Raw genomic sequence first — 12,381 nt, forward strand, 5'->3', positions numbered from 1 at the left:
CCTTTTTCTGACAAAATTATGCTGTTCCATAAAGTAGATATGTTCGCCATGAAGATAAGGTCATTCGGAAACTCACTGGCGGTAACAGCAAGAAGGGATATCGATTTCTTATATATAAGAACTCTTATGAACATTGGCCTATTTGTTGACGACGGCATCAATATCTTAATTGATAAAGGTTGGTTGGAATCACCGCCAAAAGCGTATGACAGGATTTAAGATACAATTGGAACGGAACAGCTTGACTAACTTCCAATTGAAAGCTAGTCGAAAATAATTTTAAAAAGGAATAGAGCGATGTGGCAAACAATAAAGAAGCATTGTTATGGAGTATTGCACTCCCAGGATTCGGTCAATTTCTAAATGGTAAACATATAAAAGGTATTGTGTTTGTGTTTTTAGAATTTCTAATTAATGTTAAAGGTCATTTTAACATCATAATTATTTCAAGTTTTCAGGGAGACATAAAGGAAGCGATTGAACAAGCTGATTATCAATGGTTACTGTTTTATCCATGTTTATACTTCTTTGCCATGTGGGATGCTTGGAAAGACGCGGGTGGCGGGAAAGGAAAATATTCTTTTTTACCTTTTGTATTTTGTGCTTATTTTGTGACTGTTGGATGTATATACTCTTCACATTTTAGGCTCTTTGGGCTCCTACTTGGGCCCGTTTGGCTCCCCATACTTTTTGTCGTTCCTGGTATAGTTACCGGAGTATTATTAGGTAAATTCATTACAAGTCTCCATAAAAGGTCTAATGTTCCATAAGACTGAAAAGCAAGCCATATTACTTCCTGATAGTGAGAAGATATGAATACAATATAAGAAGAGGTTTATATTCACTTCTTTTGCTGTGAGCCGCAGATATGCGATGTCTGAAGAGACGTTACTTTTTGAAAAGGATTTTTACTATGATAGGTCTTCTATTAGCTATTACTCTTTTTAATACGGTAGCTTTTACAACTAATAAACGATTAACACGGAATCAAATCGTACATATTTGGATGTTTACTATAGCCTTTCAAGGACTTGTTGACCTATATGTAGCTGGAAAATACGATGGGTATTGGTACTTTTCTCAAGCGATTGATTGGGAATCCATTCTTGTATTGACTATATTGATTCCACCTGTAAATATGATATTTCTAAATGGATATCCGTTTGGATCCTCTCTTTGTAAACGGATGATATATGTTGGTTGCTGGACCATAGGTATACTGCTTTATGAAGCCCTCACTTTATTACCTGAACCATGGGGATATTTTCATCATAGGTGGTGGAGATTACGGTATTCCTTGTTTGTCTACCCTTTTTTACTTATTATGGTGGTGTACTATTATAAATGGATTCGTAAAATTGAAAAGTGATACAAAAAAAGAGCAAGTTCATTATAACTGAATAGATTTGCTCTTTTTCACTTCCTGAAAGCAACATTATGTGAACTGAAAATAAATATCTTATACCGAGTAAAAACAGAAAAACTACTGATTGGAGGGAAGTGAACCCACAAAGTTAGAGATTTATTTAAGCAGCTAAAGAGGATTGAATTCTGCATTCTACAGGAGTCAATCCTTTTAATTCCTTTGTGAATGTAATAGAAAATATAGGACTCTAATTCTTATTTGAAATGCTCTATACTGTTAAACTCTTGGAGATAAAATAACTTTGATTTTAATAAATCGAAGAAGTTTCTATCCCCTCGTGACCTAAACAATTATACTTACGAGACATACTTTGGATAATGTTATGTTACTTCAATAAATGCTGAGATCATATCATTTGATAATGCCAACCTTGATCTAAATACAGAATAGTATTTTTCAGAGAGTTATTCATGTTTGAAAGCAAAACAAAAATTGATTTTTGAGAGTGAAAAATCATTCTGATATTGAATTGTTATTTCTATTAGTAGCTTCTTTCCCTAATCATAACTAAATTTCAAAGAAGGAATTTCGTTAGTTATTTTAGCAATCAAATATTCCTATGAACTACTGTTTATTTGTTTTCCTCAATTTAAAGTATGCATACATGCTTAAAGTAATGGTAACCAGTACTAAACAGGTAAGTGGAAAAATGACAGTGTTAACGAAATGATCGTAAAACCAAGTATACATAAAAACCACCTCATCGTTTGTATAAAGAGAATGGACTCCTTTTAATCGTCTCCCTATCCCCTAATTATTAGGAAATTTATTGGTTATAAATCTTCCTATATTTTGTTTATTATCATTGGTTTAAATCCTAAATTGACTAATAAGAATTTCGTTTTCGACAAAAAGATGCATTATTCTCTCTTCTTCCTATTTTTCAAGAAAGCAACAAAAAGAAGAAGGAGAGGAAGGAGCACGAAGAGAGGAATATGTAGAACAAAAATTACTATCTTCAGTCCCTCACGGATATGTTCTTGGTAATTGCTCGCAATCGTGATGGATAAAAAGAGAATGGCTATGCCTAAAGGGTACGATAGTCGTGAAGGCGATTCAATTTTAAATAAACTAGCTGTACCTATAACAGCTACATAAACCAACACGCTAATCTTAAAAAAAATACCAATTACCAAGGCAATCATAAAAAATACATCAAGACGTTCCAAGAAATCGGCAACTTGGATGCTTTGTACAGTACTAAGAAGAGGGAATTGTGAACGTGCTGTCAAATCCACCCCAAGCACACTAACATTAATGATCATCGTAATCACCAAATTGATACCACTTAATCCTGTTGCACATAACATGGTTACTTTTGCCTTCTTCGGATTATTTAGATAAGGAAAAATCATCGTAAACACAATAGCTTCTGCAAACGGGAAATATAAAGTTTGAGTAAATGCAATTTTCAAGACCGGTAACATCCCTTCTTCAAGTACCGGTTGTAAGTTAGTAAAATCAATTAAACCAGAACTCACAATGAGAATAAATCCAGCGACCGCAAGGATGTACATCAATATAAAGAGGAGCTCTGCAGAACGCGCTATAACTTCAATTCCTCTTCGAACCATATAAATAATGACAAGCATTAATAAAGCATTTGCGATAAATAAAGGCGTATCAGGATAGGCAAAAGTTAGTAACATCTCGCCAAAATCACGTAAAATTCTTGATGCATCATACATAAAGTAAAGGATGTAGACAAAGGCAAGTACTGTTCCTATCACCTTCCCTAGAAGTTTTTGCATGTACTCTATAGGCAAGAGGTCAGGATAATACCAATGAAGTTTATAATAGACTAAAAATAGAACTAAACTGCCTACCATTCCAAATAGAATCGCAAGCCAAGCGTCCTGTTTTGCATCCATGGCAAGGGGTACTAGTAAAGAACTACCGAGTTCAAATAGTACCATTAAAATAAAGAGCTGACTGGCACTAATTTTGGCTTTTTCCATTCACCTTGCCCCTCCTTTTTCTCACTTTTAATTCTCTTTTATGCTCAAAAGAAACGATTTATATTGTGAGCCAGCTGCTTCTCCTTTCCTGTGAGGTATACATTTAATTTTGGAGAGTACGCATCGCTCTATTTCGATTTTAACTCCACTCATATTGTACCCTCCCTCTTATAAACCTTATTATTCTCTTTGCTTCTTCCTGGTTTTAAAAAAAGCAATAAGAAGAAGGAGAGGAGGAATAATACTGAAGAGAGGAATATGAATAAACGGTGCTATTTTTAGCCCTTCATAGAGATGTTCTTGAAAATTACTCGCAATTATAGTAGACAGAAATAGAATGACTATGCCTAAAGGATACGACAGCCGTGAAGGTGATTTAATCTTAAATAAGTTAGCTGTACCTATGACAACTGCATAAAATAACACACTAATCTTAAAGAAAATACCGATTACCATGGAAAGCATAAAAAACACATCAAGACGTTCTAAAAAGTCAGCGACTTGGATACTTTGTACAGTACTAAGAAGAGGGAATTGTGAGCGCGCAGTCAGGTCCACCCCAAGCACGCTTACATTAATAAGCATCGTAATCACCAAGTTGATCCCACTTAATCCCGTTGCACATAACATCGTCACCTTTGCCTTCTTAGGCTCATTCAAATATGGTAAAATCATCGTAAACACAATAGCTTCAGTAAATGGGAAATATAAGGTTTCAGATAATGTAACTTTTAAGGTTGGTATTAGCCTTTCTTCTAGTACAGGTTGCAAGTTGGTAAAATCGATTAAACCCGAGACCACAATCAAAATAAATCCAGAGACCGCTAGGATATACATCAAGATAAAAAGTAGTTCCCCTGATCGAGCTATAACCTCTATTCCTTTTCTGATGGTATAAATAATGACAAGTATTAATAACCCATTCCCAATAAATAAAGGAGTTTCAGGGTAGGCAAAGGTTAACAGCATTTCACCAAAATCGCGTAGAATCCTTGAAGCATCATACATAAAGTAAAGAATGTAGATAAAGGCAAGTACTGTTCCCATCACCTTACCTAAGATTTTTTGCATGTATTCTGTAGGCAGAAGATCAGGATAATACCAATAAAGTTTATAATAGACTAAAAATAGAGCTAAACTGCCTATCATTCCAAGTAAAATCGCCAACCAGGCATCCTGCTTCGCCCTCATAGCGAGGGGCACTAACATAGCAGTACCCAATTCAAATAAGACCATTAAGATAAAGAGCTGTTTGGCACTAATTTTGGCTTTCTCCATTCCATTCAATTGGTACCTCCTTTGCTTTACTTTTAATTTTCTTTTAAACCTGAAAGAAACGACTTGTTTCGTAAGCCAGCACGACGGATATAGGCCTCCACGGTAATATCTACATCTAATTTCGGAAAATACACATCGCTCCATTCTGATTTTATTTCTTTCCATTCGTTTGGTCTAGAACGGTGGACGGTTGCGCCGAATCCAAGGATATCTGCTTTGTTTTTCTGCGCATGTTTAATAGATTCCTTTAGCTCATCTTCAATTACTTTTCGCAAGGATTTTTCAATTTTTGTAATGACCTTTGGATTGGTTATATCAATAGGTATCTCCATTTCACTGATGTCTCCTTCAACACGCGCATGAATCGAAATGTGAGGGTGACCATTCTTCACTTGGGCAGACACATCTGTTTTTTGACGAATGGTTTGATAGGTTATGGCTTCTTTTTTCCCTTCCCAATCAACGTTAATGGCGGTTTCTTGTATTTTATCTAAAATCCATACCGTTCCTCTTGCTGTTTTTCCATACAGCCAATCCACTAACTTTCCTTGTTTTAAAACCGCAATTCCGGAAGCTCGAAGTGTTGCTTCAGGCACACTGTCTTGCATGTTTTCTAACTTCCCTGCTTGTTTAGAATTCCCCGTCATACGAAATCCAGCTACAACGGTTTCTTCTTTGGAAGATTGAAGTCCTTTCATTACATCTTGGAGTGAAACTTTTACATTTTCTCCCCATTGTCTTTCTGTGAACTCTAAAGTTTTCAGCACTTTATTTGCTGGAATCTTATCAACAGGAGTTAATGTTTTAATCAAATCTGCGGCATTTGAATGGTTAGCAATAACGAGAGTGGAGGTCGTCCGAAATTCAGGATCTCGATCAAAAGCATCCATTAATACCTCAATCCCCTCTTCTCTTGCAAGACTTTCCCCAACGATGACTAAGTTTGTATGAGCATAGTACAATCTCCGAGAAATTCTGCTTGAAGCCCGTCTGCTTGCTTCGACTAAATTTTTCCCCGAGATAGAATAGACAGTCACAGGGGAATTTTGTGCATCGCCTCCACCGCCTTGCATCCCTCCAGCCACGTTCCCAGGATTGATAACTTGAAGTGTTAAGTTGTATCGTCCATCTTCCACTTTATCTACTCCCACAGCTGCTACAATAGCAAGGTCTGTTAACTCCTTTTTACTCCAACAACTTGTTAATAAGACGGTCATCATTATCATTAATAAAAGAAAAGCCCCTTTACGTTTCATTGTTGTCACCTTCTTCAATATCCCGATTCACCATACCGCGTGATGAAGGAGGATGCGGGTGTTGGTTCTCCCCTTCACGTTTCGTATTTGTACTTATTAATCGAGGTCTTTTTCTAAGCGTCCACCAAGGTAATCGTACAATCGTATCTTCATTGTTTGATGGGATAAAGGGGGCCAATGGTGCCATATAGGGAATACCAAATGAGCGTAAACTGCATAAATGAACGACCAACATAAGAAGGGCTAGAATAATGCCATAGAAACCAAATACCGCTGCACATATCATAAACAAAAAACGGAGTAAACGAACTGAAATGGCCATGGCAAAAGAAGGTATAGCAAAATTAGCAATTGCTGTTAGGGATACAATAATAACCATGGCTGGTGATACAATGCTAGCCTGAACGGCAGCTTGCCCGATAACAAGGGCGCCGACAATTGATACCGCTGAACCAATAGCTTTGGGTAACCGAACCCCTGCTTCTCGCAAGATTTCAAAGGTGACCTCCATGAGAAGCGCTTCTACGAAGGCTGGAAAAGGGACCGCTTCCCTTTGGGCTGCAATCGCTACGATAAGCTGTGTTGGGACCATCTCCTGATGAAACGTTGTCACAGCAACATAAGCAGCTGGTGCGATAAGCGAAATAAGAAACATAACAACACGTAAAAAGCGAATCGATGTTGCAATATCGAAACGAACATAATAGTCCTCGGCTGATTGGAAAAATTGGATAAAGACAGCTGGAGCAATCAGTACAAAAGGCGTTCCATCAACGAAAATCGCAATTCGTCCCTCTAGGAGATTCCCTGCCACGATATCTGGTCTTTCGGTATCGTACATAGTAGGAAATGTAGTTAATGTTTGATCTTCAATAAATTGCTGAATATACCCTGATTCTAAAACACTATCAATATCAATCTTATGTAATCGCTGGCGTATTTCTTTAATGATTTGATCATTCGCAATGCCATGCATGTACATCATAGTTACATCGGTTTGGGTAACACGACCAATCTTCATTGATTCAACCCATAAATCCGGGTTTTTAATAATTCGACGGATCATGGCTATGTTGGTTCCAATAGACTCCGTAAAGGCTTCCTTTGGCCCGCGTACTACCATCTGAGTATTTGATTCTGTAATGGCCCGCCTCTCTCCACCTTTTGTATCTACACTCAGTGCCTGGTCTGTTCCATCGACTAGAATAAGGGTATCGCCTGACAATAAGGATAAAAACAGGTCATTCCAAGTATCAATGGATAATACCTTTCCAATTGTGATCATATCTTCAGAAATCAAATCGAATGCGTTCTGCTGATTCACTGTTTCTTTATGTTCGTCCTTCATTATGGATTCGAGCAAGAACTCCTGAATAGATTGGTTGTCTACAATTCCTTCTACATAGACAATGGCTATCTTAATATCAAAATTCTCCCCTATTTTTAATTGACGAATCACAACGTCTGAACTGTTTCCTGTTTTCTGTTTAATCGTATCAAGATTAGCCGATAAGGAACGGTATATATTTTTCACTGAATTATTATCAAGTTGATTTTCAGTATTCTGTTGACGGTTTTTTTTTGATTTCTGGTCTTTAAAAAACGAAGGCATAAATCAAGGCACCTTTCCTTTAGTTTCTATTACCTTAACCATACAAGGAATTTTTATGTAAATTTCCACAAAAAATTTGTATCATATGAGAGAAACGGGAAGACCCTATTAAGTGGAGTGTGATAAGTATGAAAATCATAGGTGTTTCTCTTTTAATGACGGGATGTTTAATGGGGTTATCTATAGGCATCGATATTCTTCAAGGAGCAGATATTTTTCAAGCGTTGTATAAGGCTGTTAACCCTTTTCGTGTAATGGAAGTCGTAGAATTATTTGCTCTTTTTTTTCTTCTCCTTCTATTCTTTGCCGACTCTGCTTACATTTTTATAAAAAAAAGAAAGGGAAAAGAGGGAGAATAAGTATGTATAAATTGTAATCTTCAAAATGAAAAACGGGAACAAAATTAGTTTGGTCTGGGTCAAATCTAATCATTCTACTTTCCTTTCAAGAGGAAAATAATATGTAACTTCTATGTATATAATAATTGCATTGTTATCTATAATAGATTTGTAATGAATTTTACCAGAGAGGAGGCGAAACAATGCGCCGAGAATGGGTGATTGAAATCTACCAAGATGTTTTAAATGGAAAAGTAAAGCGTTTTCCCAATAAGTTTTTTTCAGGAGAAGAAGGAAAAAAGTATGTGAAATATATGACATGTTATCTGCTTGAAGAGCGACTATCGATTCCAATTGATAAAATTCCTGTAAGAGTACAGGCAAATATACTATGGTCCCATCGTCTAAAACCACCTGCTATGATTTATGGTTGGAATTATTATGATGTAATTGAAAATGCTTATCCGGGACGCTTTAAACCGTGGGAGTTTCAGCAAGTCCCTCATAAATATTGGCACGGAAAAGAAGGGAAAAACCGGGCAATTGAGGCGGTTAAGCATGTAATTGAAAATGAACTGAATATTCCTATAGAAGAAATCCCTTTACACGTGAATCTTCATTTTTTTAAAAAGTATCATTTATATGGCGTCTTTGATATTTTTGAACAATCTCCTTTTCAAGTTATTCAAGCTGTTTATCCAGGTGTATTTAAACCGTGGCAATTCGCGAATGTCCCAATGAACTGCTGGAAAGATCGCATATCGATTCAAGAAACGATGAACTATTTTCTGTTCCAACAGCTCCGTTTTTCCTCCTATGAAGAAGCGCTAGTAAAAATAAGGAAACAACACTTTTTTGATTTCCAACTAACGGGTTTATTACAAAGGGTTTTTGACTCTAGGATGCAAAAGGTCAGGGAATGGATAAAAATAAGCATGCAGAGAGAAAAGAAATCAATAGAGGAAAAAGATAGTTATGGTTCGAAAATAATGCAATAGAAACATGGGATGGTAATATTCTGTTAACTTTGAGGTTAAACAACTACTTTTTATTTTGTTCGCAATCATTATTAAGTACAAGACGAACATAGCCTTTTATATAGTTATGAATATTAGTGGTATTTTTTCTTCTCCTTTTTATTCTGCTAATAACAGGGATTTATGAACCCTATGCTAATCATATTAAATAACGTAATTTATTGAATTAAATTCATAATAAATGAGTTAACATAACACCCATTTGAGGAAGTAAAAAAGAGTAAACTCGTTCAATAACAATGAGTTTACGCTTTTTTACTTCTTTTATCTTCTCGCATTTAATTCAGCAAGAACACGTTTATGTTCTTTTTCATCCAATTTATAGAGATAAATAGCAAATAGCTCAATAATGATAAAAATTGCTGGAATCACTGTCATGGTAAGCAAAATCCCATGTAATGCTGTTGTTGTTTGTGTATGGTTAGCCACATAGCCAAATTTAGAAAGAATAATACCTGGAACGATCCCGCCAATTGCCATTCCAAATTTGAAGAAGAAGTTTACAAGGGAATAGATGACACCGCTTGCACGTTTACCAGTCTTATATTCCCCATAATCAATCGTTTCAGGAATCATTGCCCATGTAAAGGCCCCTGCAGTAATAGTACCTAATGCCGAGACTAATCGTCCTGCAAACACAAGGGGAACAATGGATGGAGGAATGATAAATAAGGCTAATAATCCGATCGCCTTACAAGATAAAGCAGTAAATAGCAATTTCTTCTTACCCATAACTTTATACAATGTCGGAATTAATGGCATAAGTATTAGAGCAGGAAGCGTTCCTATTAATCCGTACCATTTTACTAAATCCGGCCTAGCAACGTTATACGTAACATAATAAATACCAACGGAGTTAATGATTGAGTTGACACCAAAGTTGAGAAGAAAGAGAAAGCACAAAATCACAAGGGGACGATTGACTCTCAATTGCTTAAAAATATCCTTATAGCCAACTTTTGATTCTTCTTCAGAAATCTGTACTCTTTCTTTTGTGCTGAGGAAAGATAAAATTAACAGAATGGCACCAGTAACTCCCATGATAGACATTGTAATTTGCCAACCTATACCTGTATTCCCTGTTGCTTGTGTAAAAATTGCAGCTAAGAACGGCACACCAAATGCAACAATCATTCCGCCTCCGTTGGAAAATAGCATTCTGATTGATGTTAAACTTACAATCTCTTTGGTATCTTGTGTAATAGCAGAAGTAAGCGCTGAATAAGGGACGTTTACTGTTGAATAGGTAAGTGATAATAAGATATAAGTAATATAAGCATAAATTATTTTTCCTGTATCAGAAAATTCAGGTGTGGTAAAACAAAGAATGGCAACAACCGCAAATGGAATAGCACCATACAAAAGATATGGGCGGAACCTTCCATATTTCGTATTTGTTTTATCAACGATTGTACCGATAACCGGGTCCATCAAGGCATCTATTATCCGAACAATCAGGAACATCAGTCCAGCTGCGGCAGCCGAAATGCCAAAAACTTCAGTATAGAAGAATAATAGATAACTACTTACTGTTTGATAAATAAAATTACAGGCTAGATCCCCAGTGGCATACCCGATTTTTTCTTTCATTTTAATACTTTTACTTGAATTCATTTTTATTTGTCCAGCAACACTTGGCCTCATTCAAATCCTCCTTTAATATTATTTGCGTTTTTAGCAAAAATACAAAAACATCTTATTAACGCAGATTTGTAAACTCTTATAAAAACATGAAAATTGGTTTATTTACCGAACAAACTAACTGATTATTTATAAGCTCAAATTTCTCCTTTCTTTTAGCAGGTTCTTAGGGCTATCTCTTAAGGACTTAATCCAACATGCGGGTTAGTAAGTGGTTTAGAAGTAAATGCTCATTGTTTGTTACCGCTTACATTTGTTGCAGAAGGTTTTGACTGCCATGCAACTAAAAGTACAGGCAGTATAAGCAACGTTTATATCTGTTCGATATGTGGTGAAAAATCTTTTCTTACATCCTAAATTAACGGAACTTTTTTTGGGTGTGAAACAAGAGCAGAACTTGGGCAAGCTACACAGCCACCAGGGGGCAATTTTAGTGATAAAGATATCCTCGCATGTATCTGCGCATTACTGTACCTACATTTCTTCATTCGCTCTAGTCATAGGGAACCGATAAGCTTAATAAAAGCTTATCGGTTCCCTATTCCCTTTCTATGTTCCTATAAGATTGCAAAATCGGTCAGAGACTTATTAGTAATAACTTTACATAAGTACAAAATGAAAACCTTGATGAAAGTTCTATATACGTTAGTAGTTATGGACCCCTCTTTCTTTTCATCTAACCTCTGGCTTCATTCTCCCCTTCTTTTTTAAACTAAATTATTTTAATTTTCTTAAAATAGTTTTTGTTCTATTGGCAACGGGATTGGTCTGCTACATGTGCTCTCCATATGATAATACTTCCCATCGATTGATGAATTATGAAAACCGTGCATAGACTCTAATACATGGTAAGCTAATTGACCGTTGGCACGATAGCCTTTGCCCGCTATGATCGCCTGAGCCATATCTGCTACACCAAGACCTCTACTGTTTTGTGAATAGCCATAAGAAAGTGGTACATCTGTAAATTGCTTTTCTTCCTTTTTCCTAATTCGAACGGGACCTCCAAATGTATTTGGATCCGGCACTAACAGGGTTCCTTCACTACCATAGATCTCGATTGGGGGCAATGAGGTTCCACCAAAGGCATCAAAACTCGTTGTAATTGTACCAACTGCACCTGATTCGAAATCTATAATCCCGGAAATGTGGGTTGGGGTAGAAACGGAAATTTTGGTTCCTTCCTTGGGTTGACTCGTTATCGTCCGTTCAGGATAGCTAATTCTAGTCGAACCTGCAAGCCGTTTAATAGGCCCCAACAAAGATATTAATGCGGTCAAATAATAAGGTCCCATATCAAACATCGGACCGCCACCGACTTTATAATAGAAGGCTGGATCTGGGTGCCAATGCTCATGACCTCGATTAATCATAAATGCTGATGCTCCAATTGGGACACCTATTTCACCTTGTTCTATTAAGTGAATAGCAGTTTGAATACCGGCGCCTAAAAAGGTATCAGGAGCACTACCTACCAACAAGTTATGTTTCTTAGCCGTTGCTAGAATGAGTTGACCCTCTTCAAGAGTAACTGCAAGGGGCTTTTCTGTATAAACATGTTTTCCAGCATTAAGTGTCTTAATACAGACATCTGCATGTGCTTTTGGAATGGTTAAATTGATTACCAAGTCAATGTCAGGATCTGCAATCAACTCCTCTACAGAATAAACCCTAGGAATATTGTACTTCTCTGCCTGAGCCTTTGCGCGCTGTATATCTAGATCTGCACACGCAAGAATCTCAATTCTCTCAAATTCAGGAAGATTTTTCATATAAATTGAACTAATAAACCCACATCCAATAATCCCGATATTTACCTTTTCCATAGATTTAAC

General features: G+C 36.5%; 11 protein-coding genes. 5 read left to right on the forward strand and 6 right to left on the reverse strand.

Features of this window, described 5'->3' with window-relative positions:
• The 3 genes from B9N79_RS24250 to B9N79_RS24260 form a co-directional block, all read left to right on the forward strand.
• On the forward strand, positions 1-219 hold a 219-nt coding region (locus B9N79_RS24250), incomplete at its 5' end, for a DUF3231 family protein (RefSeq protein WP_139814843.1).
• Positions 220-299: 80 nt separating this feature from the next.
• Positions 300-770 carry a membrane protein gene (locus tag B9N79_RS24255; RefSeq protein WP_046218460.1) on the forward strand — a complete coding sequence of 157 codons (471 nt, stop codon included), beginning with the start codon at positions 300-302 and terminating at the stop codon, positions 768-770.
• A 143-nt stretch (positions 771-913) separates the two neighbouring features.
• Positions 914-1,369 (forward strand): hypothetical protein, encoded by a 456-nt coding sequence (locus tag B9N79_RS24260; protein ID WP_046218465.1) that lies wholly within the window; start codon positions 914-916, stop codon positions 1,367-1,369.
• Positions 1,370-2,286: 917 nt separating this feature from the next.
• Here B9N79_RS24260 and B9N79_RS24265 read toward each other — a convergent pair.
• The 4 genes from B9N79_RS24265 to B9N79_RS24280 form a co-directional block, all read right to left on the reverse strand.
• Complete coding sequence (locus tag B9N79_RS24265; protein ID WP_046218459.1) at positions 2,287-3,384, reverse strand: GerAB/ArcD/ProY family transporter; 1,098 nt, start codon at positions 3,382-3,384, stop codon at positions 2,287-2,289.
• A gap of 180 nt (positions 3,385-3,564) precedes the next feature.
• Entirely contained in the window at positions 3,565-4,662 is a 1,098-nt protein-coding gene (locus tag B9N79_RS24270; RefSeq protein ID WP_085119303.1) for a GerAB/ArcD/ProY family transporter, read from the reverse strand.
• A gap of 32 nt (positions 4,663-4,694) precedes the next feature.
• Complete coding sequence (locus B9N79_RS24275; RefSeq protein ID WP_046218458.1) at positions 4,695-5,918, reverse strand: Ger(x)C family spore germination protein; 1,224 nt, start codon at positions 5,916-5,918, stop codon at positions 4,695-4,697.
• Entirely contained in the window at positions 5,908-7,530 is a 1,623-nt protein-coding gene (locus B9N79_RS24280; RefSeq protein ID WP_046218457.1) for a spore germination protein, read from the reverse strand. The genes B9N79_RS24275 and B9N79_RS24280 overlap by 11 nt, the downstream gene beginning before the upstream one ends.
• Positions 7,531-7,658: 128 nt before the next feature.
• On the opposite strand from B9N79_RS24280, the gene B9N79_RS24285 reads away from it, so the two are divergent.
• Positions 7,659-7,889: a YczF family membrane protein gene (locus tag B9N79_RS24285; protein WP_019390892.1), complete on the forward strand. Its 231-nt coding sequence runs from the start codon at positions 7,659-7,661 to the stop codon at positions 7,887-7,889.
• Between the two features lie 182 nt (positions 7,890-8,071).
• Complete coding sequence (locus B9N79_RS24290; protein WP_046218456.1) at positions 8,072-8,866, forward strand: DUF4046 domain-containing protein; 795 nt, start codon at positions 8,072-8,074, stop codon at positions 8,864-8,866.
• A 303-nt stretch (positions 8,867-9,169) separates the two neighbouring features.
• Here B9N79_RS24290 and B9N79_RS24295 read toward each other — a convergent pair whose 3' ends face one another.
• Positions 9,170-10,525: a glycoside-pentoside-hexuronide (GPH):cation symporter gene (locus B9N79_RS24295; RefSeq protein WP_420874888.1), complete on the reverse strand. Its 1,356-nt coding sequence runs from the start codon at positions 10,523-10,525 to the stop codon at positions 9,170-9,172.
• A 752-nt stretch (positions 10,526-11,277) separates the two neighbouring features.
• Positions 11,278-12,372: a Gfo/Idh/MocA family protein gene (locus B9N79_RS24300; RefSeq protein ID WP_085119289.1), complete on the reverse strand. Its 1,095-nt coding sequence runs from the start codon at positions 12,370-12,372 to the stop codon at positions 11,278-11,280.
• Positions 12,373-12,381 lie beyond the last annotated feature (9 nt).

Origin of the sequence: Priestia filamentosa, from assembly GCF_900177535.1 — a bacterium.
GTDB lineage: Bacteria > Bacillota > Bacilli > Bacillales > Bacillaceae_H > Bacillus_I > Bacillus_I filamentosa.